The 24,149-nt window shown below is 70.3% G+C and carries 21 protein-coding genes; 15 read left to right on the top strand and 6 right to left on the bottom strand.

What is annotated here, in order from left to right:
• The 4 genes from ESO86_RS01350 to ESO86_RS01335 form a co-directional block, all read left to right on the top strand.
• Positions 1-344 (top strand): rhodanese-like domain-containing protein (locus tag ESO86_RS01350; RefSeq protein WP_340638826.1); only part of this gene is annotated, 344 nt, incomplete at its 5' end.
• 143 nt (positions 345-487) lie between these two features.
• Positions 488-1,384, top strand: coding sequence for a cupin domain-containing protein (locus ESO86_RS01345; protein WP_129233101.1), 897 nt, complete (start codon positions 488-490; stop codon positions 1,382-1,384).
• On the top strand, positions 1,381-2,088 hold the full coding sequence (locus ESO86_RS01340; protein ID WP_129233100.1) for an SDR family NAD(P)-dependent oxidoreductase: 708 nt from the start codon (positions 1,381-1,383) through the stop codon (positions 2,086-2,088). The genes ESO86_RS01345 and ESO86_RS01340 overlap by 4 nt, the downstream gene beginning before the upstream one ends.
• 41 nt (positions 2,089-2,129) lie before the next feature.
• On the top strand, positions 2,130-3,575 hold the full coding sequence (locus ESO86_RS01335) for an amidohydrolase family protein (protein WP_129233099.1): 1,446 nt from the start codon (positions 2,130-2,132) through the stop codon (positions 3,573-3,575).
• A gap of 46 nt (positions 3,576-3,621) precedes the next feature.
• On the opposite strand, the gene ESO86_RS01330 is transcribed toward ESO86_RS01335, so the two are convergent.
• Complete coding sequence (locus tag ESO86_RS01330; protein WP_129233098.1) at positions 3,622-4,656, bottom strand: ketopantoate reductase family protein; 1,035 nt, start codon at positions 4,654-4,656, stop codon at positions 3,622-3,624.
• A complete protein-coding gene (locus ESO86_RS01325) occupies positions 4,653-5,684 on the bottom strand; it encodes a ketopantoate reductase family protein (RefSeq protein WP_129233097.1) in 1,032 nt (343 codons plus the stop codon). The genes ESO86_RS01330 and ESO86_RS01325 overlap by 4 nt, the downstream gene beginning before the upstream one ends.
• A gap of 210 nt (positions 5,685-5,894) precedes the next feature.
• On the opposite strand from ESO86_RS01325, the gene ESO86_RS01320 reads away from it, so the two are divergent.
• The 7 genes from ESO86_RS01320 (at position 5,895) to ESO86_RS01290 (ending at position 15,008) form a co-directional block, all read left to right on the top strand.
• A complete protein-coding gene (locus ESO86_RS01320) occupies positions 5,895-6,206 on the top strand; it encodes a Dabb family protein (RefSeq protein ID WP_129233096.1) in 312 nt (103 codons plus the stop codon).
• Positions 6,206-7,261, top strand: coding sequence for a zinc-dependent alcohol dehydrogenase (locus ESO86_RS01315; protein ID WP_129233095.1), 1,056 nt, complete (start codon positions 6,206-6,208; stop codon positions 7,259-7,261). Before ESO86_RS01320 ends, ESO86_RS01315 begins: the two co-directional genes overlap by 1 nt.
• 2 nt (positions 7,262-7,263) lie before the next feature.
• On the top strand, positions 7,264-8,694 hold the full coding sequence (locus tag ESO86_RS01310) for an amidohydrolase family protein (protein WP_129233094.1): 1,431 nt from the start codon (positions 7,264-7,266) through the stop codon (positions 8,692-8,694).
• 150 nt (positions 8,695-8,844) lie between these two features.
• On the top strand, positions 8,845-10,236 hold the full coding sequence (locus ESO86_RS01305) for an amidohydrolase family protein (RefSeq protein ID WP_129233093.1): 1,392 nt from the start codon (positions 8,845-8,847) through the stop codon (positions 10,234-10,236).
• Complete coding sequence (locus tag ESO86_RS01300; protein ID WP_165307197.1) at positions 10,233-11,291, top strand: ABC transporter permease; 1,059 nt, start codon at positions 10,233-10,235, stop codon at positions 11,289-11,291. The genes ESO86_RS01305 and ESO86_RS01300 overlap by 4 nt, the downstream gene beginning before the upstream one ends.
• A 19-nt stretch (positions 11,292-11,310) precedes the next feature.
• Complete coding sequence (locus tag ESO86_RS01295; protein WP_242492148.1) at positions 11,311-12,495, top strand: substrate-binding domain-containing protein; 1,185 nt, start codon at positions 11,311-11,313, stop codon at positions 12,493-12,495.
• A 2-nt stretch (positions 12,496-12,497) separates the two neighbouring features.
• Positions 12,498-15,008 (top strand): ATP-binding cassette domain-containing protein, encoded by a 2,511-nt coding sequence (locus ESO86_RS01290; protein WP_129233090.1) that lies wholly within the window; start codon positions 12,498-12,500, stop codon positions 15,006-15,008.
• 2 nt (positions 15,009-15,010) lie between these two features.
• On the opposite strand, the gene ESO86_RS01285 is transcribed toward ESO86_RS01290, so the two are convergent.
• The gene (locus ESO86_RS01285; RefSeq protein ID WP_129233089.1) at positions 15,011-15,703 is read right to left on the bottom strand and encodes a helix-turn-helix domain-containing protein; all 693 of its coding nucleotides are present in this window, start codon (positions 15,701-15,703) and stop codon (positions 15,011-15,013) included.
• A 194-nt stretch (positions 15,704-15,897) separates the two neighbouring features.
• Between ESO86_RS01285 and ESO86_RS01280 the strand changes: the two genes are divergently transcribed.
• Positions 15,898-17,283 (top strand): M24 family metallopeptidase, encoded by a 1,386-nt coding sequence (locus ESO86_RS01280; protein ID WP_129233088.1) that lies wholly within the window; start codon positions 15,898-15,900, stop codon positions 17,281-17,283.
• A gap of 49 nt (positions 17,284-17,332) precedes the next feature.
• On the opposite strand, the gene ESO86_RS01275 is transcribed toward ESO86_RS01280, so the two are convergent.
• Positions 17,333-18,199: an NAD(P)-dependent oxidoreductase gene (locus ESO86_RS01275; RefSeq protein WP_129233087.1), complete on the bottom strand. Its 867-nt coding sequence runs from the start codon at positions 18,197-18,199 to the stop codon at positions 17,333-17,335.
• Between the two features lie 210 nt (positions 18,200-18,409).
• Between ESO86_RS01275 and ESO86_RS01270 the strand changes: the two genes are divergently transcribed.
• Complete coding sequence (locus tag ESO86_RS01270; RefSeq protein WP_207206969.1) at positions 18,410-19,153, top strand: cupin domain-containing protein; 744 nt, start codon at positions 18,410-18,412, stop codon at positions 19,151-19,153.
• Between the two features lie 17 nt (positions 19,154-19,170).
• On the opposite strand, the gene ESO86_RS01265 is transcribed toward ESO86_RS01270, so the two are convergent.
• Both ESO86_RS01265 and ESO86_RS01260 read right to left on the bottom strand, forming a co-directional pair.
• Complete coding sequence (locus tag ESO86_RS01265) at positions 19,171-19,851, bottom strand: GntR family transcriptional regulator (RefSeq protein WP_129233085.1); 681 nt, start codon at positions 19,849-19,851, stop codon at positions 19,171-19,173.
• On the bottom strand, positions 19,848-20,372 hold the full coding sequence (locus ESO86_RS01260) for a VOC family protein (protein ID WP_129233084.1): 525 nt from the start codon (positions 20,370-20,372) through the stop codon (positions 19,848-19,850). The genes ESO86_RS01265 and ESO86_RS01260 overlap by 4 nt, the downstream gene beginning before the upstream one ends.
• Before the next feature lie 169 nt (positions 20,373-20,541).
• Here ESO86_RS01260 and ESO86_RS01255 point away from each other — a divergent pair, with 169 nt between their 5' ends.
• Together ESO86_RS01255 and ESO86_RS01250 are read left to right on the top strand one after the other, a co-directional pair.
• Positions 20,542-22,728, top strand: coding sequence for an alpha-ketoacid dehydrogenase subunit alpha/beta (locus tag ESO86_RS01255; RefSeq protein ID WP_129233083.1), 2,187 nt, complete (start codon positions 20,542-20,544; stop codon positions 22,726-22,728).
• Entirely contained in the window at positions 22,725-24,035 is a 1,311-nt protein-coding gene (locus tag ESO86_RS01250) for a dihydrolipoamide acetyltransferase family protein (RefSeq protein WP_242492146.1), read from the top strand. The genes ESO86_RS01255 and ESO86_RS01250 overlap by 4 nt, the downstream gene beginning before the upstream one ends.
• Positions 24,036-24,149: the final 114 nt, after the last annotated feature.

Genomic DNA, 24,149 nt, shown 5'->3' with positions numbered 1-24,149 from the left:
CCGGCCTGGTCGCCATCGCCGGCGCGACCGCGCTCGCCCTCAGCGGCTGCGCGTCGCCCGAGCCCATCGAGCTCGGTGCCGACGCCGTCGTCGTCGACGTCCGCACCCCCGCCGAGTACGCCGCGGGCCACCTCGACGGCGCCGTCAACCTCGACCTCACCTCGGGGCAGCTCGCCGCCGAGATCCCGGCACTCGACGCAGAGGGCGACTACGTCGTCTACTGCAAGTCGGGCAACCGCTCTGCCCAGGCCACCGCGCTCATGGAGGACGCCGGCCTCGACGTGACCGACGCCGGTTCGATGCAGCAGGCCGCGGATGCCACGGGGCTGCCGATCGTTCAGTGAGGCTGCGCGTCGCCGTCGACTCGATGTGCCTCACCTCGGCGGAACACCGGCGCGAGACGCTCCTCCGCCCTTGACAAGTTCCATGCAGACGGATGGAATGTTCACCAGAACTGAACGTCGAGGTTCAGGTGGTGGAGGCGTCCATGAGTGCTCGCTTTGTGGTCCGTCGATCGGACGAGTCCGTCTTCGAGGAGCCGGGTGAACTCGCGCCGGGCTCGGACGGACTGGCTCGCTGGTGCGCGGTCGGATACGACGACGGATCCGCGCACACGGACTTCGGGATCTCGCGGCTGGCCGAGGGCGGCCACGTCCCGACGCACGTGCACTCCTTCGAGGAGTCGTTCCACCTCCTGAAGGGCGAGGTCCTCCTCGCGACGCCCGAGGCCACGGTGCGCCTCGTCGCCGGCGACTACGGAGTGATCCCGGTCGGCGTCCCGCATGCCTGGCGCGCGGTCGGCGAGGGCGACGCCGAGTGGGCCGACATCTTCGCGCCTCCGCCGAGGCGGCGAAACGGCTCGGACACGTACCGGGTCCCCGACCTCCCCTTCGCCGAGCCCGTCCGCGTCGATCCGCGCGACCCGCGAACCCGCTCGTTCGGAGCGATCGCGCCCGAGCAGATGGATCCAGGCCGACAGTCCCAGGAGCTCCTCGCGCAGTCGGCGAGCATGCGCACCGCGCTGCTCGTCTACAGCGGGATCTCGCTGAAGATGATGGTCGACTCCGACCTCGGCTCGGTGCTCTCCACGATGTTCATGGTCCAGTACGAGCCCGACGGGAAGGCGGGTCCGCACGACCACCCGCTCGAAGAGGCCTACCTGATCCTCGACGGCGAGGTCGACGCGACCTTCGACGGCGAGACGTTCCGGATGCGCCCGGGTGACATCGCGTGGGCCGGCGTCGGCTGCATCCACTCGTTCCGGGCGACGGGTGCGCCGGTGCGCTGGCTCGAGACCCAGTCGCCGCAGATGCCCGCTCGGCACGCCTACCGGTTCGTGCGCGACTGGGACTACCTGTCCGAGCAGCTGGGGGAGCAGTCATGAGCGAACGGACCGTCGTCGTCGTCGGAGGCACCTCGGGAATCGGGCTCGAGATCGCCAAGGAGGTCGTGGCCCGCGGCGACCGCGTGATCCTCACGGGCCGCGACCCGTCGCGGGCGAGTGACGTCGCCGCCTCGATCGGCGACCGGGCCACCGGTGTGGCGGTCGACATCTCCGAGCCCGAGACGATCGCGGCGAGCCTCTCCGGCATCGGCGCCGTGCACGGCCTCGTCCTCGCGGCGATCGAGCGTGACGCGAACACCGTGCGGGAGTACGACATCGCGCGGGCGACCCGCCTCGTCACCCTGAAGCTCGTCGGCTACACCGAGACCGTCCACACCCTCCTCGGCAGGATGGAGGAGACGGTGGACACCGGGATCGTGCTCTTCGGCGGTCGTGCGAAGGACGCCCCCTATCCCGGATCGACCACGGTGTCGACCATCAACGGGGGCGTGGTCGGGCTCGTGCACAGCCTGGCGCTGGAGCTCGCCCCGATGCGCGTCAACGGACTGCACCCCGGCATCGTCGGCGACAGCCCGTTCTGGGCGGGCAAGCCCGCGGGAGTGCTCGCCGGGTACGAGTCGCGGACCCCCGGCGGCGCCCTCGCGACCATGGCCGACATCGTGGGCGCCACGATGTTCCTGCTCGAGAACCGGGGGGTCTCGGGCGTCAACCTGTGCGTCGACCGCGGGTGGCGGATCACCTGACGACCGGCGCTCCGTTTCGGATCACTCAACGAGGAGGAACCATGACCGATGCACCCGCACGACCCCGACCCGAGGAGTTCGCCTCCGGTCGTCCCGTCGTCTTCCGCAACGCGACGGTGATCACCGTCGACTCCCAGGGCGTCCTCGAGAACGCCGACGTGCTGATCTCCGGCGAGACCATCGCCGGGGTGGGCCCGAAGCTCGAGGTGCCCGACGGCACGCTCGAGATCGACGCGTCGGGCGGCATCGTCATGCCCGGCATGATCGACACGCACCGCCACATGTGGCAGACGGCGCTCCGCGGCTACGGCGGCGATTGGGCGCTCAGCCAGTACTTCGTCTTCTACTACCTGACCTGGGGCGAGGTCTTCCGGCCGGAGGACATCTACGCGGGCAACCTGCTGAGCGCGCTCGAGTCGATCGACCAGGGCGTCACCACGACGCTGGACTGGTCGCACGCGCTGCGCACGCCGGAGTACGGCGAGGCCGCACTGCAGGCCTTCCGTGAGATCCCGGGACGGTTCGTGCTGGCCTACGGCAACTACCTCGGCGCCCCGTGGGAGTGGGCGAACAGCCCCGAGTTCCGGAAGTTCGTGACCGACAACTTCAACGCCCCCGACGACATGCTCGGCCTCCAGCTGGCCTTCGACGTGCCGGACAGCGAGGACTTCCCCGAGGCGGCCGCCTTCCAGGCCGCCCGCGACCTCGGACTGCGGGTCACGACCCACGCGGGCGTCTGGGGCGCGACCACCGACCAGGCCATCACGCACATGTACGACGGCGGCTGGATGACCGACGAGGTCACCTACGTGCACGCCTCGTCGCTCAGCCCGGAGAGCTACCAGAAGATCGCCGCGACCGGCGGCACGGTCTCGGTCGCGACCGAGAGCGAGCAGAGCGCCGGACAGGGCTACCCGTCGACGTGGGAGATCCGCAAGTACGGCATTCCCGCGTCGCTGTCGATGGACACGAGCGTGTGGTGGAGCGCCGACTTCTTCTCGGCGATGCGCGCGACGCTCAGCGCGTTCCGGTCGCGCGATCACCTCGACCTGCAGTCCCGGGGCGAGACCGTCAACGTCAACCGGCTCCGCGCGGAGGACGTCGTTTGGCAGGCGACCATGGGCGGCGCGACCGCCCTCGGGATGACCGACAGGCTCGGATCGCTGACCGTGGGCAAGAAGGCCGACGTGGTGCTCATCAAGAACGACGAGTCGCCCGCGATGACGCCGATCCTGAACCCGTACGCCCACGTCGTCTACCAGGCGGGAACGGCCGACGTGCACACCGTCGTCGTCGACGGTCGGGTCGTGAAGTACGACGGCGAGCGGATCGGACTCCCGCTCGCGCCCGTGCGCGACAAGGTCGCGGCATCCGTGGACCACGTGCGCAGCACGATGGGCGAGGAGGCATGGGACGAGTGGATGCATCCCCAGATCCCCGAGGACGAGCAGATCGCCAACCCGTACCAGTACACGGAAGACGACTGAGCCGATCGCCGGGGCCGATCCTGCGGGTTCGGCCCCGGCTCGGCCGTCAGCCGGCCAGCGCGAGCAGGCGCTCGGCGTTGCGCGGCTCCGGCCGGAGGTCGCCCCGTTCGATCCCCCGAGCGACCGCCATGAGGGCGTCGTTGGCCGGCGTGGGGATGCCGTGGCGCGCGCCGAGCCGCACCACGTGTCCGTTGAGCTGCTCGGCCTCGCTCCGACGACCTCGTCGCCAGTCGTGCAGCACCGTGGTGGTCGTCGTCGGCAGGACGAAGCCGCGGTAGAGCGTATCGAGCAGGGTCTCGACGACCGTGTCCGGACGGGCGAGATCGGCGGGGGCGAGCCCGAAGATGGGGAGCACCGCGTGGCCCTCGCCCCGGCCGACCTCGAGCGCCTCCTGGCCGGCTCGGACCATCAGGTCCCGCATCCCCGGCGTCTCGAGTGCGGCGATCATGGGCAGGCCGAGCGCGGCAGTCGACACCAGCGTGGTGCAGTTGCTGACGAGCTTCATCCACTTGGCCGAGCGGATGTCGTCGACCACCGAGACGGATCCCGCATGCTCGAGGACCTCGGCCGCTCCGTCGAGCGCGGGGTGACCGTCGTCGCCGAGTGCGCCGAGTGCGAACCAGGATCGATCCGCCGGGGTGTGACGCCGGACGAAGCCCGGCGCGACGAGTTCCCCGGACACCTCGATCACGCACCCGAGCGTGCGGTCCTCTCCGACCACCTCGGCGACGAGATCGGCGGTCATCCCGTTCTGGACGGCGATGAGCAGCCCGTCCTCGGCCAGCAGGGGTTCCAGGAGTCGTGCGGCCCACCCTGCGTCGTACGCCTTCACCAGCATCAGGACCAGGTCGAACGCGTCGCGACGCTCGGCCACTTCGCAGAGGTGCAGGGCCGGGATCCGCTCCACCGTGGTGCGATCGGGCAGTTCGACGCGCAGCCCGTCCCGGCGGATCGCATCGACGTGCTCGGGCCACTGCTCGACGAACGTGACGTCCAGGCCGGCGCCGACGAGGTCGACGCCGATGCCGCCGCCGTTCGCCCCGGCGCCGAGCACCGCGATCCGCGGCTCGCGGCCCCTCACGTGGGAACTCCCTCGAGCATGAGGTCGAGCAGACCGATGCCGCGCTGGAGTTCGCCCTGCTCGATGCGGCGGGCGAGGTCGACGACATGCGCATTGACCGGAGCGCGCTCGCCGACGCGATCGAGCACGTCGACGACGTGCCCGTTCACCTCGCGATACTCCGAGCGACGCCCCTTCATCCAGTCCTGGAGCACCGTCGTGCGGGTGTCGGGCAGCGAGTACTTGTCGAGCACCTCGCCGAGCAACCGCGCGGAGTACGCCTCGGCATCAGTCACCTCGCTCGATTCCAGGCCGAAGATGCTCACCAGCCGTCCGCCGTCCGCCATGGCCGCACGGGCGGCCTCGACGCCGCATCGATTCATGAAGTCGTGCACTCCCGGCACGCGGACGGCGTCGGCGAGCGGCAGGTCGAGGATCGCCGAGGGCACCAGTTCGCCGGCATTGGCCACGAGCTTCATCCACTTCGAGGAGTGGATGTCATCGGAGACCTCGACGGTGCCGGCGTGGCGCATGACCTGCTGGACCTCGCCCGCTCGGGACTGCGCGCGCGGTTCTGCGCCGCCGACCGCGAACCAGGAGTCGCGCGGGGCGTTCTGCCGGGTGACGACGCCGGGCTCGAACATGTTCGAGGCCATCTCGATGACCGCTCCGATCGTGCGGTGTGCACCGACGACCTCCGCGATGGCGGGCATGGTCATGCCGTTCTGCACGCCCACGACCAGGCCGTCCTCGGCGAGCAGGGGGGCGATGAGCTCCACGGCCCACCGGGTGTCGTAGGCCTTCACCAGCACGAGGACGATGTCGAACGGCTCCCGCAGGGTGGCGACTTCGCAGAAGTGCAGCGCCCGAACGTCGGTCACGACGGTCTCGAGCGGGAGTCGGACCTCGATCCCGCGTTCGCGCATGGCCTCGACATGTGCGGGCCATTGCTCGATGAACGTCACGTCGAGCCCTGCGCGGACGAGGTCGGCGCCGATGCCGGCGCCTTGCGCACCCGTGCCGAGCACGGCGATCCGGGGACTGGTCATTCCTTGGCTCCTTCTCCGAGTACTCCACCTGCGAGCCCTGTCGTTCACTGACGCGAAACGCATGCGCGGAGCGATCTGGTGAAGATCCGCCATTTCTCGCGGATCCGTGATCAGTACTGGTTGCCGAACCAGCGCGGTTGTAAAGTACCACTGAAACTCAATGGAGAGGAGCCCCATGTTCGACAGCGCACGGCCGGAGCGAGGCGCAGCATGATCATCCACCTCGCGGTCTTCACCTGGGTCGACGGGGTCGGCGAGACGCACGTGGAGGAGCTGACCACCGCGCTGCAGGAGATGGCGGCGGAGCTGCCGATGCTCCGCGCCTACCACTGCGGCGCGAGCCTCGGCCTTCGCCCGGGCGCCGACTTCGGCGTCGTCGCGGTCGTCGATGACGCCGCGGCGCTCGAGGCCTACCTCGGTTCCCCCGGCCATCGCGCCGTCTACGATCGCCTCCTCGGGCGGATGATCGCCGAACGCCAGGCCGTGCAGATTCCGTTCGGGTCCGCCGGCGGAGTCCTCTGATGCGGGCGCTGGTCTTCACGGGCGCCGGGGACGCCACGGTCGCCACGCTCCCCGTGCCTGAGCCCGGACCCGGCGAGGTGCTGGTCCGGGTGTCGGTCTGCGGGGTCTGCGGCAGTGACGCCGCCGAGTACGACCACGGCCCCGTGCTGACCTCGCCCCCAGTGGTGCTGGGCCACGAGTTCGCCGGCACGGTCGAGCGGATCGGGCCCGACGTCGAGGGCCTCGCGGTCGGCGCGACGGTCGTGTGCGGCGCCGGCGTGTCATGCGGGACCTGCCGCGCCTGCCTCCGCGGGCGAACGAACCTGTGCGAACGGTACCGCACCGCCGGACTGCAATCGGACGGAGGGCTCGCCGAGTTCGCGGTCGTGCCCGGCTCCGTTCTGCTGGACGTCAGCGGGACCGGCCTGTCCCCGGACACCCTCGCCCTCGCCCAGCCCATGTCGATCGCCGTGCATGCCGTGCGACGGAGCGGACTCGGCCCGTCCGACCACGCCGTCATCGTGGGAACGGGCGGGATCGGCGCATTCCTCGTCGTCGCGGCGGCGGCGGTCGGCCAGCGCGTGCTCGCGGTCGACCTCGACCCCGAGCGCCTTGCGCTCGCGCGACGACTCGGAGCCCACGAGGTGCTCGACGCGCACGGCGGGAGCGTCGCCGATCGGCTCCAGCAGCTCGGCATGAGTCCCGACGTGCTCTTCGAGGTGAGCGGGAGCGCAGCCGGACTCCGCTCGGTCCTCGACGCGGCCCGTCCGGGTTCGACGATCGTCCCGGTCGGGATCCAGCGGACGGACGTCACCGTGCCGCTCGCGCAGTGGACCGTGCGCGAGTACACGGTGATCGGCACCAACGCCCACGTGTTCGCCGACGACCTGCCCGAGGCGGTGCGACTCCTCGCCGCCCGCGACGACTGGTCCGATGTCGCCCCCCTCGCCCTGCCGCTCGAGCATGCCGTGTCGGAGGGGCTCGAGCCCCTCCGCGCCGGCACGTCGACCCGCATCAAGACCCTGATCGACCCGCGAGCCGAGGCGCCCCGTCCGGCCGACCACCGGAGGAACTGAACATGCGCACCCTCATCTCTCGAGCCGCAGTCGTATCCATGGACGACACGATCGGCGACCTCCCGCGCGGCGACATCCTCATCGAGGGCGGGGTGATCGCCGCGGTCGGGGCCGACCTCGGAGTCACGGACGCGGAGGTGATCGACGCGTCGACGATGATCGCGATGCCTGGGATGGTGGACACGCATCGGCACACCTGGCAGACGGCGCTGCGCGGCATCCTCGCCGACGGCAACATCCCCGACTACCTGAGGGGGATCCGGCTCCAGATGGCTCCGCGGTACCGCGCCGCCGACATGTACGCCGGCAACTACGTCGGGGCGCTCGACGCGCTCAACTGCGGCATCACCTCGATCGTCGACTACTGCCACAACATCCTCGATCCCGACTGCGCTCACGCGGCGGTCTCCGGCCTGCGCGACGCTGGGATCCGCGGTCTCTACGGCCACGGACTGACACCCATCACGAGCAATACGTGGGGCGAGTCTCTCGGGGGCTCCGAGGGCGACGCAGATCCGGCCGATCTCACGACGCGCGCCCGCCTCGCGACGAGCATCAGGCAGGAGTACTTCTCCGCAGACGGCCTGCTGCGGTTCGGCATCGCCCCTCAGGAACTGGCGATCGCGCCTGCCGCCCAGGTGGCGCGCGAGTTCGCCCTGGCACGCGAGCTCAGCGCTCGCATCACGATGCACGCGAACCAGGTCATGGTGCGCCAGCTCTTCAAGGACGTGGAGGTGCTCGATGCGCACGGGCTGCTGGGCGACGACGTCCTGCTCGTGCACTGCACCTTCAACACCGACGAGGAGTGGCGCATGCTCGAGGGCACGGGGACGACCGTGTCGGTCTGCGCCGAGACCGAGATGCAGATGGGGATGGGGTATCCCGCCATCGCGGAGGTCACGACCCATACGCCCGGACCGAGCCTCGGCATCGACTGCGTGAGCGGCAACGGCGGCGACATGATCTCCCATGCGCGGCTCGTCCTCCAAGCGAGCCGGTATCGGGCCGACGAGCCGGGCTATCAGCGCTGGATGGCCCCGCAGGAGATGTCGTGGACGACGCGCGACGCGTTGCGCTGGTTGACGGTCAACGGCGCGCGTGCAGCCGGAGTGGACGACGTGGTCGGCTCGCTCACACCGGGAAAGCGAGCGGACATCGTGCTCCTCGAGATGGGCGGAATCAGCCAGGCAGGTTGGAATCGGCTCGATCCCGCCGGCGCCATCATCGCGCAAGCCCACGCCGGGTGCGTCGACACCGTGCTCGTGGACGGCCGCGTGGTCAAGCGCGGTGGGCAGCTCGTGCACGTCGACGTCCCGGGGGCGCTCCGCACGCTGGCCGACTCGCATGAGCACCTCTACGACGAGATGGCGCGTCACGGCGGATTCATTCCGCAACCTCCGATCGACATCCCGCTGTATCGGGAGCGGGCCTAGGCGCTGCCGAGGGGTCGATTCGTTCATCTCAGATAAACAACTGGTAAGTGTGACTTGACACCTGTGAAGTGGCGCTCCTACCATGACGGCACACGGAACGACGTGATGCGGCCCACCCGCCCATCGCCCGAACGAGGAGTCAACGACGACATGAGCACCAGAACCCTGCTGCGCGGCGGCACGGTCATCACCTCCGCTCGACCCGGCGAAGTGCTGACCGAGACCGATATCCTCATCGGCGCCGACGGCCTGATCGAGGCCATCGGGCGCGACCTCTCCGTCGAGGATGCGGTCGTCGTCGACGTCAGCGGCCGCATCGTCCACCCGGGATTCGTCGACACTCACCGTCACACGTGGCAGTCGGTGGTGCGGCACGTGGCCTCCGACTGGTCCCTCACCGAGTACCTCGCAGGCCTGCACTCCGGCCTGAGCAAGTACTTCCGGCCGGAGGACACCTACACGGGCAACTACCTCGGGGCGCTCGAGGCGCTCGACTCGGGTATCACGACCCTCGTCGACTGGTCGCACAACCTCGCCACGCCGGCGCACGCGGATGCGGCCGTCCAGGCCCTGATGGACACGGGGATGCGGGCCGTCTTCGCGCACGGCGGTGGCGCGAAGCAGTGGGGAGCGCCTCTGCCGTCGCCGAACGACCACCCCGCAGCGGACGCCGGCCGGGTCCGCGACCAGTACTTCAGCAGCGATGACGGACTCGTCACGATGGCGCTCGCGCTCCGCGGTCCCCAGTTCACGACGCCGGAGGTCAACGCCCGCGACTTCCGCCTCGCCCAGGACCTCGACCTGCGTGTCACGGTCCACGTCGGCGACGGCTACTGGGGCAAGTCCGGACCGATCCGGAAGCTCCAGGCCGACGGGCTGCTCTCTGACCGCACCACCTACGTGCACTGCTGCACCCTGGGCGACGACGAGCTTCGGATGATCGCCGACTCCGGCGGCACGGCATCCGTCGCGCCCGACGTCGAGATGCAGATGGGCCATGGATTCCCCGCCACGGGACGGCTCCTGCAGGCGGGGATCCGGCCGACCTTCTCCATCGACGTCTGCAGCTCCAACGGCGGCGACATGTTCGGAACCATGCGCACCGCCATCGGCATGCAGCGAGCGCTCGACAACGCACCGGGCGTCGAGACCGGCGAGGTCGTCGAGCGCATCGGCCTGAGCGTCGCCGAGGTCATCCGCTTCGCCACCATCGACGGGGCCCATGCCGCGGGTCTGGACGATCGCACCGGCTCGATCGAGGTCGGCAAGGCCGCCGACATCGTCGTGCTCGACGACCGCTCGCTCGCCCTCACTCCGCTGAACAACCCGATCGGCGCGGTCGTCTACTCCGCACATCCCGGACTGGTGCGCGACGTGTTCGTGCATGGAGTGCGGGTCAAGGAGGACGGCGTGCTCGTCGGAGTCGACCTCGACGCACTCCGTGCCAGTGCCGCGGCATCACGCGACTACATCACCGGGCAGATGCCGGAGGCGAAGCTGGACGGCTCATGGCACCCGGACCTGGCGGCGCAGCTGTCATGACCTCCACCGAGCAGCGCGCGGGCGTCGCCGGGCGACCGGAGATCCTCGACCGGCCGTCACTGGCGCGTGTCGTCTGGTCGTGGAGTGGCACCCGGGCCCTCGTCGCGGTCGTGGCGCTGTTCGCCATCAGCCCGCTCATCGCTGCCGGGAGCGTCGGGCCGACCGCGATCGTCTCGATGCTGCCCTTCGCGGCGCTGACCGCCATCGTGGCCGTCGGCCAGACCCTCGTCATCCAGCAGGGTGGCCTCGACCTGTCGATTCCGGGCGCGGTCACGCTCGGAGCCCTGATCGTCGCGAAGTTCGGCGGGGAAGCGGACTGGGGGCTCCAGACGGCCATCGTCGTCGCGATCGTGGGCACCTCGCTGTTCGGCCTGCTCAGCGGCATCGTGGTCGCCGTCTTCGGCCTGCCGCCGCTCGTCGTCACCATCGCGGTGAACGCCCTCATGGTCGGCGCCGTCCAGGCCATCTCCAGCGGATTCGGCGCCCAGACCACCCCGGAACTCAGCGGGTTCGCGCTCAGCCGAGTCTGGGGCATCCCGGTGCTCGTCTTCTTCGCCGTGGGTATCGTGCTCGTCACCCACCTGGTCCTGAAAGGCACGCGGCTGGGACGCCGGTTCGAGCTCGTCGGCGAGAACCCGCGCAGCGCGTACAACATCGGCGTCGCCACCCGCGGCTATCGCATCGCGGCCTACTGGCTCGCCACCGCGCTCGCCGCGGCGGGAGGCGTGCTGCTCGCCGGGCTCCTCCGCTCACCGACCCTGACCGCGGGCGACGACTACCTCCTGGCCAGCATCGCCGCGGTCGTGCTCGGCGGCACCGCGCTCACGGGCGGGCGCGGCAGCGTCGTCGGGACTGCCCTCGGCGCCCTCTTCCTCGCCCAGCTCAGCCAGCTGGTCCAGACCTTCACGCAGGCGACCGCCGTGCAGAACATCGTCCAGGCGCTGATCATCGGCGTCGGGATCGTCGTCCAGCTCCAGCTGGGCGGCAACACCGCGAGGCTTCGGAGCCTCGTGCGACGGGACAAGTCCCGTCCTCCCGCACCAACGACTCGATGAGGAGTGTCAAGTGAACCACATGATCCCCCGTAGGCGGATCCTCGGGGCGGCCTCGGCCGTCGCCGTGGCCGCACTCGTCCTGGCAGGCTGTTCGTCGACCAACTCCGGTGGAAGCGACGCCGGCGAGGACGGCGCCCCCAGCAACCTCGAGGCCGACATCGCCGCCGGCAGCGTCGGCACCGTCGACCAGTTCATCTCCATCGAGGACGTCTGCCCCGAGGACGCCGAGGAGATGACGCTTGGCGTCGTCGACGGCATCGGCACGAACAGCTGGTCCAAGACCGTGCTCGCGGAGATCGAGAGCGAAGCCGCGAAGTGTCCCGCGATCACGAGCGTGGAGTACGTCGCGGGTCGTTTCGACCTCGAGGCGACCACGAGCGGCATCACGAGCCTGGCCTCGAAGGGAACCGACATCATCCTGGTGATCCCGGACGCCGGACCCGGGGAAGCACATCTCCCCGCCATCCGGCAGGCGACGGAGGCCGGGTCGATCGTGGTGAACTTCGCCTCCGACCCCCAGGGCCAGGCAGGCGCCGACTACCTCGACTACACCGACCAGTCGCCGCAGTTCGTCGGCAAGTCATGGGCCCAGTGGGTCGTGGACGTGCTCGGTGACGAGGGCGGCAACGTCGTCTTCCTGGGCGGACCGGCAGGTGCGCTCGTCTCGACGCAGGAATTCGAGGGCGTCAGCGAGGTGCTCGCAGACAACCCCCAGATCACGCTGCTGACGCCGGAGCCCGTCGTCACCAACTGGGACCCGGCGCAGGCGCAGCAGGCCATGGCGGGACTGCTCTCGCAGTTCCCGGAGATCGATGCGGTCATCGTCGACTACGGAGCCGCCGCTGCGGGCGTCATCCGCGCCTACGAGGCGGCCGGCCTCTCGCTGCCGCCGATGGTCTCGACCGACGACAACTCGTTGAGCTGCGGATTCGCGGAACTCAAGGAGACCAACGAGAGCTACGAGCTCGCGACGGTCTCATCGCGCACGTGGATCGGCCGTGTGGCGCTGCGCAAGGCCGTGGCGGCGTTCCAGGGCGGAAGCAACGGCGAGCCGTCGATCTACGAGCTGGCGATCTACGAGGACTCCACGGGCCTGAGCGAGGGCGCAGTGACCCCCGATGACGCCTGCCTTCCCGACGCGCCGCCGGACGCCACGCCGTCGACGCTCCTGACGCCCGACGAGATCACGGAGCTGTTCGGCTGATCATGAAGACGTCGACGAACCTCAGTACCGCCCTCGCACTCACGGGAATCACGAAGACCTACCCCGGCGTTCGCGCGCTCGACGACGTGAGCGTCTCGGTCGCCCCGGGGAGGGTCCACGCGATCCTCGGCGAGAACGGCGCGGGCAAGTCGACGCTCGTCGGCATCGCGGCGGGGTCGGTCGTGCCGGATTCCGGGACGATCGGCCTCGCAGGCCAGCAGTTCGGTCGGATGCGCCCGAGCGAGGCCAGGGAGCTCGGGCTCGCCATCGTCTACCAGACACCGGCGCTCGCTCCGGCACTGACCGTGCTCGACGCCGTGATGCTCCTGTTGCCGGAGTCGAAGCGACCGCCGCGCCGGAGCGCGGCATCGTGGCTCACCGAGCACTTCACCGCGCTCGGGCTCTCGATCGATCCCCGCGCGCTCGTGTCGGCGCTCTCGTTACGCGAGGCGCACCTCGTCGAGATCGCCGCTGCGCTGGCGAGCGAACCGAGCGTCCTGGTCCTGGACGAGCCGACCGAGGCGCTCGGGCCGGAGGAGACGCGCTGGCTCTTCCGGATGCTCGGGGAGCTGCTCGAGCGCGGCGTCGCCGTCGTCTACATCACCCACCGCATCCCTGAGGTCATCGAGATCGCGAGTGATCTCACCGTGCTCCGCGACGGCCGGGTCGTCGGTCGAGGTGACGTCGCGGACTACAGCGAAGACGCGATCGTCGAACTGATCGTCGGGCGCAGCCTCGAGACCACCTTCCCCCCGAAGCTCGACGGCGGGGTCGATGCCCCCGTCGCCCTCGCCGTCGAGTCGCTGAGCGGGGAGGGCTTCGACGACATCTCGCTCGTGGCTCGCCGCGGCGAGATCCTCGGGGTCGCGGGCGTCGAGGGGAACGGTCAGCGCGAATTCCTCAGGTCCCTCGGCGGACACGGCTCGAGCTCCGGGATCGTCGCCCTCGAGGGAGTGCCGCTCTCGCTCCGCTCGCCGCGGGCTGCCAAGCGGGCGGGCGTGGTCTACCTGCCGGGCGACCGGCTGGGCGAGGCGATGTTCGGCAAGATGTCGATTCGCGAGAACGTCGTGGCCGCCTCGCTGCACGAGGCGATGCCCGTGGGCGTCGTCGAGCGGCGACGCGAGTACTCCATGACCCGCAGCGCCATCCAAGGACTCGCCGTGAAGACCCCTCACCTCGAGGTGCCGGTCACGGCGCTCTCCGGCGGCAGCCAGCAGAAGGTGCTCCTCGCGCGGGCGCGACTCGGCGACCTGCGCGTGCTGCTCGTGGAAGACCCGACCCAGGGTGTCGACGCCGGGGCCAGGGTCGAGATCTACGCGTTCCTGCGCGAACTCGCCGCCGACGGCGTGGTGGTCGTCGTGCTCTCGACGGATGCCGTCGAACTGGAGGGCCTCTGCGACCGGGTGGCGGTGTTCTCACGCGGCCAGCTGCAAGCGATGCTCGACGGCGATGCGGTCACCGAGCGGGCGATCACGGGAGCCGCGGTGCTCTCGACCACCCACACCCGTTCGACGCAGGTCATCGAGGGAACGCCGAAGCGACGTCGCAATGCGATTCTGGCCGAATCGCAGGCGATGGTGCTCGTCGGGCTGACCGTCGTACTGGCTGCCGCGACGACCTTGGTGGCGCCGGCGTTCGTCAGCCCGCTCAACCTGGGCCAGCTGCTCGCCGGCGCCGCGGTCATCATCCTCGTGGGACTCGCGCAGCTGCTCGTGGTCATCACCGGGGGCATCGACCTCAGCATCGGCTCGGTCGTCGCCTTGGCGACGGTCGTCATCTCGTTCTTCGGACAGGGCGGCCCAGCGTACTTCGCGCTCGGCGTGCTGCTCGCCCTGCTCGCCGGACTGGTCGTCGGCTCCGTCAACGGCCTCCTCGTGACCCGATTGGGCCTGCCGCCCGTGATCGCGACCCTCGTGACGTCGATCGCGATCGTCGGCGCTGCGCAAGTCCTCAGGCCGGCCCCGGGCGGCTCGGCGACGGGCGACATCATGACCGCGATCGGAACCACGATCGGCGGAGTGCCGCTCGTCCTCGTCATAGCCCTCGCCATCGCGGGCACGCTCTGGTGGGTCATCCAGCGAACGACGCTCGGTCGCGGGCTGCGGGCGGCGGGGTCGGATCCCGTCAAGGCGAACCGGATGGGCGTGGTCGTGCCTCGGATGCGCTTCCTCGCCGCGGTCGCGGCCGGCGTGCTCGCCGCGATCGCGGGCCTCATCCTCTACACCCGGACCGGCATCGGCGATCCCAACACCGGCCAGGCGCTCACGCTCACCTCGGTCACGGCGATCGTCATCGCCGGCGCGAGCATCTTCGGCGGCTCGGGCTCCGCGATCGCCGTCGCTGCGGCCGGGCTCCTGCTGCAGTCGATCACCAACTCCCTGAGCTACCTCGGACTCAGCCTTTCGTGGCAGTACTGGGTTCAGGGCGTGTTCGTGATCCTCGCCGCGCTCATCCCGATCATCGCGCGAGCTCACCGCGCCCGGTCCGCGGCGCCGCCCGGGGGGTCCTCGTGAGTTCAGGATTCATCGATCGCGCGGAGCACGTCGACCGCCGAGCTCAACCGTGCCCCCCGGCGCTGGACGGGCTCGTCCGGAGCGGCGGGGGCACCGTCACGATGCTCGCGTCGGCCCGTCACGAACCACACGCCTCGCGCCGGCGACGTGCCGCGGTTCTCGTAGAGGTGCGGTCGGGTGGAGTCGAATTGCAGCGAGTCGCCCGGGCCGAGCACGTAGGTCTCGAACTCGAGCCGGAGGGTGATCTCGCCCTCGATGATGTAGGCGAACTCGAAGCCGGCATGCCGCATGAGCCGGCGATCGAGGGAGCTCGATGCGCCGGGCTCGTAGCTGACCAGCACGGCCTCGGCGGGCCCGGCCGGGCTGCTGGCCAACCGCTCCCAGCGCACGCCGTTCTCCATCTCGAGCACGGCGTTCTCCGACGACCGCTGGACCGGGTGCTGCGGAGCGGCTCCGTCGACGGGGCCGGGCCGGGCGGGCCCGGTCGCGGCGGCGCCGGTCATGAGCTCATCGAACGACACCCCGAGATGCGTCACGAGCGCATAGAGCGTCGACACCGACGGCTGGGTCTTGCCGGTCTCCACCTGGGAGATCAGGCTCGCCGAAACGCCGACGGCCTGCGCCACGCTTCGGAGGGTCAGCCCTTTCCGGGTGCGGATCTCGCGAAGGCGCGATCCGAGGTCTTCGGAGGTCATCTGGCTCCTGCGTCGGTGCGGTACTGCCCGTGGGCTCGATCCCGTGCCAGACGGTCCGGCCCGAGGCTGTCGCGAGGATACCAGTCCGGCGTCCGAGGAGCGGCCGCGGTGATGGTGACCGCACCATTGTTTACCTAGACTGGACAGCAATCTCCAGTACTGAACGGCCAGCGGGCCAGGAACGAGAGGCTTCGATGAAGAGCACCGGCACCACGGGAATGAACTCCGTCGACTGGGAGGCGCGCGTCGACTTCGACCGGCTGCGAGCCGAACGGCTTGCGAAGCTCAAGGCGCAACTGGATCGATCCGAGCTCGGAGCTCTGCTCGCGTTCGACTTCGCCAACATCCGCTACATGACCGCGACCCACATCGGCACGTGGGCGATCGACAAGCTGATCAGGTTCGCCCTGCTCACGCGCAACAGCGACCCGATCTCGTGGGACTTCGGGTCCGCTGCGAAGCACCATGCGCTCTACAACCCCTGGCTCGACGTCACCACCGCGGAGATGGACGCCGATCCCGGCGCACCGCACGAAGGGGCCACCCGCCCGCGCCTGGAGAGTGGAGCTCGCGCGGGCATCTCGACCCTGCGGGGCGCCTTCCCGCCGGACGCCGGAATCGCCGACGAGGTCGCGCGCAAGATCAAGCGCGAGCTCGAGAAGTTCGGGATCGCCGACCAGCCGCTCGGCGTGGACGTCATCGAACTGCCGATCCTTTTCGCCCTCCAGCGCGCCGGCATCGAGGTCGTCGACGGCCAGCAGGTGTTCCTGGAGGCCCGGCGGATCAAGACCGGCGATGAGATCCGATTGCTGACGCAGGCCGCCTCCATGGTGGATGCCGCCTACGAGAACCTCTACGACTTCCTGCGACCGGGTGTCCGTGAGAACGAGACGGTGGGGCTGGTCGCGAAGACGCTCTACGACCTCGGCTCGGAGCATGTCGAAGGCGTGAACGCGATCTCCGGCGAGCGGTGCTCCCCCCACCCGCACGTGTTCAGCGATCGTCTCATCCGCCCCGGCGATCCGGCCTTCTTCGACATCCTCCACAGCTTCAACGGCTACCGGACCTGCTACTACCGGACCTTCGCGGTCGGTTCCGCCTCGATCGCGCAGCGTGACGCGTACCGCAAGGCGCGCGAGTACATGGACCGCGCGATCGCGCTCGTGCGCCCCGGGGCGACCACGGCCGACATCGTCGCCGTCTGGCCGAAGGCCGAGGAGTTCGGCTTCGCGAACGAGGAGGCCGCCTTCGCCCTGCAGTACGGTCACGGTGTCGGCCTCTCGATCTGGGAGAAGCCGATCTTCTCGCGGCTCACCTCCTTCGATCACCCCGAGGTGCTCGAAGAGGGCATGGTATTCGCGCTGGAGACCTACTGGCCGTCGTCCGACGGCTGGGGTGCGGCGCGCATCGAGGAGGAGGTCGTCGTCACGGCGACCGGCTGCGAGGTCATCACCAAGTTCCCGGCCGAGGAGCTGCTCGTGGCGGGCAAGCGCTACTACGCCGTCGGCGCCGACCTCAGCACGCTCCGCGACTCGCAGTCGCACCTGAACACGGAATGGGGGCGCACGGCCTTCCGCTGAGCGACATCCGGTGCGCGGGTGGTCGCGTCGCGCGTGCCGGCGCGTACGATCATCCGCGCCGGGTGACCTCGGCGACCGCCGACCAGTCGAGCTCGGCGAGTTCCCGGTCGGCCAGGGCCGACTCGAAGCGCTCGCGCAGGACCGGCGCCGTCGGCAGTTCGAGCCGGCGTTCCGCCGCCAATTCCTCGGCGAGGCCGAGGTCCTTGAGGCCGAGTTCCATGGCGAAGCCTGCCGGGCGGTAGCGGCGTTCGGCGATCATCGATCCGTACCCGGTGTAGACCGCACCGGGGAAGAGGCTGTTCGACAGCAGTTCCACGAACGAGCTCGAGTCGATGTCGTGGCGCTCGACGAGGGACACCGATTCGGCGAGCGCCTGCAGGGCGTGGAGGATCGTGTAGTTGACGGCGATCTTGACAGCGTTCGCCTGTCGCGGCCGCTCGCCGAAGCGCCACTGCCGGATGCCGCAGTGCTCGAGGTACGGCGCGACCGCGTCCAGTGCGTCGTCGGGACCTGCGAGCAGGAGGTTCAGCCGGCCCTCGGCCGCGACGGCGGGCCGCCCCAGCACCGGGCACGCGACATATCGGACCCCGGCGGCGGCGGCGACGGCTTCGAGCCGATCGGCGGCGTCGACGCTGATCGACGCCATGTTCACGTGGATGCGACCCTCTGGTCCGCCTTCGAGGTTCTCCGCGGTCAGCACCGATTCCGCCGCCTCGTCGTTCGCGAGCATCGAGAACGACACCGGCGCAGCGAGGGCACCGGCGGGATGCTCCGCCGCGATCGCCCCGCGCGCGACCAGCGACTCCGCGGCCTCCGGGCTGCGGTTCCACACCTGGACCTCGCCGCCGGCACCGACCAGCCTGCCCGCGATCGCGGTGCCCATGTTGCCGAGCCCGAGGAATCCGAGGGTCGTCATCGTCGCTCTCCCGTCCGTCTGCCGCGCCGCGTCCGTGGTACACGGACGCGATTCGTACAGTATCAGTTAACGCTTGGGGATGCACCGGGCGACGCGCCCCACCGAATCGCCCGGTATCGGGGAAGTACGCGGTGATTGACGCTATCATTTGGCAGGCGATCTGTTCAGTCTGACTGAAGGCTGGCGCGAGCCGCATGAAAGGACGCGATGATGCAGTTGGACGTGGGGTCCGAGCTTCGCCGAGCGAGGGAGGCGAAGAAGCTGAGCCTGCGGAACGTGGCCGCGGCGGTGGGCGTGTCGGCGAGCCTGCTCTCCCAGGTGGAGACGGGCAAGACGCAGCCGTCGGTCAGCACGCTCTACGCACTCGTGACCTACCTCGGCATCTCGCTCGATGGCCTCATCGGAGCACGCGACTCCTCCGCGTCCCGCGCCGCGGCCGACCGGTCCGGTCCGTCGCCGGCAGGGAACCGGCTGAGCGACGACGTGGTGCAGCGTCGCGAGGACAGCCCCATGATCGAGATGGAGAACGGCGTGACGTGGGAGCGGATGGCGGTGGGGACGAGCACGGTCGCCGACCCGTTGATCGTCACCTACCAGCCGGGTGCCTCAAGCTCTGTCGAGGGCAAGATGATGCGCCACGCCGGCCTCGAATACGGGGTCCTGCTGGAGGGCCGTCTCACGCTGCGCATCGACTTCGAGACCTACGACCTCGAGCCCGGAGACTCGTTCTGCTTCGACTCCAACCGACCACACCTCTACCTCAATCGGTCCGACGGGACCGCGCGCGGCATCTGGTTCGTGATCGGTCGGCGAGACGCGTCGTACCAGTCCCTCGCGGACCTCGGCCACGAGTCGCCCCCGCCCACCGGCTCGATCGCGTCGGCCGTCGACGTGCTGCAGGCCATGAAGTCCATGCGGCCCGCTCCTTCCGCGAAGCACGACGCGGCCCCCTGACCAGGGTTACCGGTCGGTCACCCCGGCGAGAAGACCTCCGGATGCCGCGCGAGCAGCCGCCTCGTGCGGCGGATGTGGCTCGCGACCGTGCGTTCGGCGCCCTCGACGTCGCCGTCCCGCAGGGCGACCACGATGAGGTGGTGCTCATCGTGCATGATCCTGCGCGTGTCCGCGTCGGCGAGCATCGTGTAGGCGCGCCGATACGGCTGGGTCGCGTTCCAGAGCCGCTCGACGAGGTCGCCCAGCATGAGGGTGTCGGCTCGCGAGTAGCTCAGCATGTGGAACGCGCGGTCGAGGCGGAGGAACTCACCGACGTCGTCGTGCACGGTCATCTCGGTCGCGAGTCCCTCCAGCTGATCGAGGTCGGACGGCGTCAGGCGAGGTGCGGAGTAGCGCAGCAGGAGCGGTTCGAGCCGCTCCCGGGTCTGGTAGACCTCCTCGCACTCGCTGAGCGTCAGACGGGAGACCCAGGCGCCCGCGTTCGCCACGAGGGTGACGAGCCCCTCCGCCTCGAGCGCCTTCAGCGCCTCGCGCACCGGCACCCGGCTCGCACCGAACCGCTCGGCGATCTCCTCCTGGCGAAGCCGGGACCCCGGCGCCAGGTCTCCGTGCTCGATCGCGTCGCGGATGCCGGCGGCCACGCGGATCGCGGCGTTGCCGTCGCGCGACGCGGGGGTCTGGAGTGCACCGTCGCTCATGCGACCGGGTTCCGCGGGTCCCAGAGCTTGACGGTGGCGTGGGCCTCGTACGCCTTGCCGTCCGGGAAGCTGACGAGCTCGAGCTGCATGCCCCACGGAGCGAGGAAGTAGACCCAGCGCTGGCCCTCGCTCGCATTGCGGCTCGCGGTCGGCTCGCCCAGCACCGTCACGCCCGACTCGCGCAGGTAGGCGACCGCCGAATCGAGGTCGTCGACGTAGAACGCGAGGTGGTGGCCGCCGATGTCGCTGTTCCTCGGCTGGTCGGCCTGGCCGTCGGCGGGCTCCCACTGGAAGATCTCGAAGTTCGGGCCGTGCCCGCAACGGAAGAAGCGGAGCTCGCGCATCACTGAGCGGGGGTGGACGTTCAGGTGCTCGGCCATCCAGTCGTCATCCCGCTGGAACGGGCCGAGCGTGTAGACGTACTCGCAGCCGACGACGTCGACGAAGAAGCGGTGCGCCTCGTCGAGGTCTGGCACGGTGAACCCGATGTGCTCGGTTCCCCTGAGGCCGGGCAATGCCATGTCGCATCCTCTCGTCGTCGGTGACTGGATGCAATCATACGGCGAAGGGCCGCCGCCTGCACGGAATTCTTTGGTGAGAATGCTTGGATTGGATCCAAGCGTGGATTACGATGACTACACCACCCATCGCATCGCCGCGTTGGGTCGCCGCCGACGGAGGACCGCAGCCATGCCGAGACGACGACGCCTCGAACCCGCTCCCGAGTGGGTCGAGCTCACGACCACCGCAGCCGACTGGAAGGCGGCGGATCCCGCCCTGCTCGAGACGATGCTCGGCCAGTTGCACCTGATCCGCGCCTTCGAGGAGCGAGTGCTCGAGCTGGCAGCCGACGGGCTCGTGCACGGTCCGGCCCACTCGTCGATCGGCCAGGAGGGCGGCGCGGTCGGGTCGATCGTGGGGCTGCGGTCGACGGATGCCGTGAACGGGTCGCATCGCGGCCACCACCAGTTCCTCGCGAAGGCGATCACGCACGTCTCGGGCGGCCGGCTCGACCTCGATGGGCTCGTCACCCCCGAGGTGCAGCAGGTGCTGCAGCGGACGCTCGCCGAGATCCTCGGGCTCGCGCAGGGATACTGCCGCGGTCGCGGCGGCTCCATGCACCTGCAGTGGTTCGAGGCGGGCGCGCTCGGCACCAACGCGATCGTCGGCGGCGGGGCTCCGATGGCGACCGGCAACGCCTGGGCGCAGCGGAACGCGGGCACGACCGACCTCACGGTCAACTACTTCGGCGACGGCGCCGCGCAGATCGGTTCCGTCCTCGAGTCGATGAACCTGTCGGCGGCGTGGAAGCTGCCCGTCTGCTTCTTCATAGAGAACAACCTCTACGCCGTCTCGACGCGCATCGAGGAGGCCGTCGCCGACACCCGGCTGTCGGTGCGCGGCCAGGGCTTCGGCATCCCGTCCTGGCGCGTCGACGGCATGGACCCGCTCGCCGTTCACCTCGCGATGCAGGAGGCCGCCGAGGTCATGCGCTCCGGGGGCGGGCCCGCCATCGTCGAGGCGGAGGTGTATCGCTTCTTCCACCAGAACGGGCCGTACCCCGGGAGTGCGTTCGGCTATCGGACGAGGGACGAGGAGGAGGAGTGGCGTGCGCGCGACCCGCTCGAGCGCGTCGCCAGCGAGATGATCCGCCTCGGCCGGCTCGAGCGCGAGCAGGTCGACGCGGTGCGTGCGCAGGCGGTCGCCGCGATGGATGCCGCGACCGGCGAACTCCTCGAGGACGATCCCGAGAAGCCGGGGCGCCGCCGCATCCGCCCCGGGCTCTGGCCCGACACCGAGTTCGTCGACGTGGGCGTGCGCGGTGACGGCAGCGAACTGGAGGACCTGCGGGCGCTCGAGCCGACCGGCGACGATCGCGATCGCGAGGCCGTGAAGTTCGTCGACGCCGTGGCCGCGGTCATGGAACGCCGCATGGCCGACGACGAGCGGATCGTCGTCCTCGGCGAGGACGTGCACCGCCTGAAGGGCGGCACGAACGGCGCCACCAAGGGCCTGGCCACGGCCTACCCCGACCGCGTGCTCGGCACGCCGATCAGCGAGAACGCGTTCGCGGGCCTCGGAGGAGGGCTCGCGCTCGACGGCCGCTTCCGCCCCGTCGTGGAGTTCATGTACCCCGACTTCATGTGGGTCGCCGCAGACCAGGTGTTCAACCAGATCGGCAAGGCCCGTCACATGTTCGGCGGCGACAATCCCGTGCCCCTCGTGCTCCGCACCAAGGTCGCGATGGGCTCCGGCTACGGGTCCCAGCACCTCATGGACCCGGCGGGCATCTTCGCGACGAGCCCGGGATGGCGCATCGTCGCGCCGTCCACGGCCGAGGACTACGTCGGCCTGATGAACGCCGCCCTCGCCCTGCAGGACCCCGTGCTCGTCATCGAGCACGTCGACCTCTACAACGAGAAGGACACCGTGATCGCTGGCGACCTCGACTACGTGATCCCGCCGGGGACCGCCGCCGTCCGGCGCGAAGGCAGCGAGGTCACCGTCATCAGCTACCTCTCGATGGTGCGGCACAGCCTCGAGGCGATCGAGCAGACCGGCGTCGACGCCGAGCTGATCGACCTGCGCTGGCTCGACCGCGCGTCGATCGACTGGGCGACGATCGAGGCATCCGTGAAGAAGACCAACGCGGTGCTCATCGTCGAGCAGGGCGCCAGGGGCACCTCGTACGGCGGCTGGCTCGCCGACGAGATCCAGCGGCGGTTGTTCGACTGGCTCGACCAGCCAGTGCAGAGGGTCACGGGGTCCGAGACGGCTCCGTCGATCTCGCGCGTGCTCGAGCGCGCGGCGATCGCGCGCACCGAGGAGGTCGCGGCCGCACTCGAGACCGTCCGTGCGAACGCGGGCGGTGCATGATGGCCACCACGGTCCGCATGCCCGAGGTGCTCGCGAACACGACCGAGGCCGCGATCCAGTCCTGGTCGGTCGGGGTCGGCGAGCAGATCGACGTGGGTCAGCCCCTCGCCGAGATCGAGACCGACAAGGCGGTCGTCGAGTACGCCGCCGAGGTCTCGGGGACCGTCCTCGAACTGCTGGTCGCCGAGGGCGACCTCGTCGACGTCGGCGCCCCGATCGCGGTCGTCGGCGAGCCGGGCGAGACGGTGGCGGATGCCGCGCCCGTGCCGCAGGCCGCACCGGCCGATCCCGAATCGGCGGCACCGGTCGCCGACGCCGAGCCGGCGTTCGACCACTCGGACGACGGGGTGTCGCGGCCCGGGCCGGACGCCCGGGGGAGCGATGACGGCGGCGGTGCGACCGGGGCTCGGAGGTTCATGAGCCCGCTCGTGCGGCGGCTGGCGCGCGAGCACGACATCGACCTCGAGGGCGTCACGGGGTCCGGTCCCGACGGTCGGATCGTCCGCAGGGACGTCGAGCCGCTCATCGAGGCCAAGGCGGCCCCCGCTGAGGCCGCCCGCTCCGGTGATCGGGCCGCGGCACCCGCGCCGACCACGCCGACCACGCCGGCATCCGCCTCGGCGACCGCCGATGCCGAACTGGTGCCGCACACGCGCATGCGCCGAACGATCGCGCGACGCCTGGTCGAGAGCAAGACGCAGGTTCCGCACTTCTACCTCACCGCCGAGTGCCGCGTCGACCGGCTGCTCGAGCTCCGCCGCGAGCTCAACGCGGCGGGAACGCTGAAGGTGTCGGTGAACGACCTCGTCGTGAAGGCCGTCGCCGGCGCGTTCGTCGACGTCCCCGAGGCGAACCGGACGTGGGCGGACGAGGGCGTGCTGCAGCACCGCACGGCCGACATCGCCATCGCGGTCGCCATCGACGACGGCCTCGTCACGCCGGTCGTCCGCGGCGTCGAGTCGCTCAGCGTGTCGGAGCTCGGCCGCCGCATCGCCGACCTGGCGGAACGTGCGCGCACCGGCGGCCTCCGCCAGCACGAGATCGAGGGCGGCAGCTTCTCGGTGTCGAACCTCGGCATGTACGGCACGCGCGAGTTCAGCGCCATCATCAACCCGCCGCACGCGGGGATCCTCGCCGTCGGAGCGGCCCGACAGGCGCCCGTCGTCGTCGACGGTGCGCTCGAGGTCGGCACGCTCATGAACGTCACGCTGTCGGCCGACCACCGCGTCCTCGATGGCGCCGTCGCGGCCAAGTGGCTCGCCGCGTTCGTCGCACGGATCGAGCACCCGCTGACGATCCTCGCGTGATCCCGGAGGTCGCGGGGGCGGGCCGGTGACCTGACCGTCGGCCGGACCGCCCGCGCGAGCGCCACGCGGGCGGAGGCCGCCTCAGACGGCGAGTCCCGCGGCCGCCTCCCCGAT

Origin of the sequence: Agromyces binzhouensis, from assembly GCF_004135055.1 — a bacterium.
Classification (GTDB): Bacteria; Actinomycetota; Actinomycetes; order Actinomycetales; family Microbacteriaceae; genus Agromyces; species Agromyces binzhouensis.
Note: the sequence above shows the minus strand (reverse complement) of the source record. Positions and strands in the feature narration are given on the sequence as shown.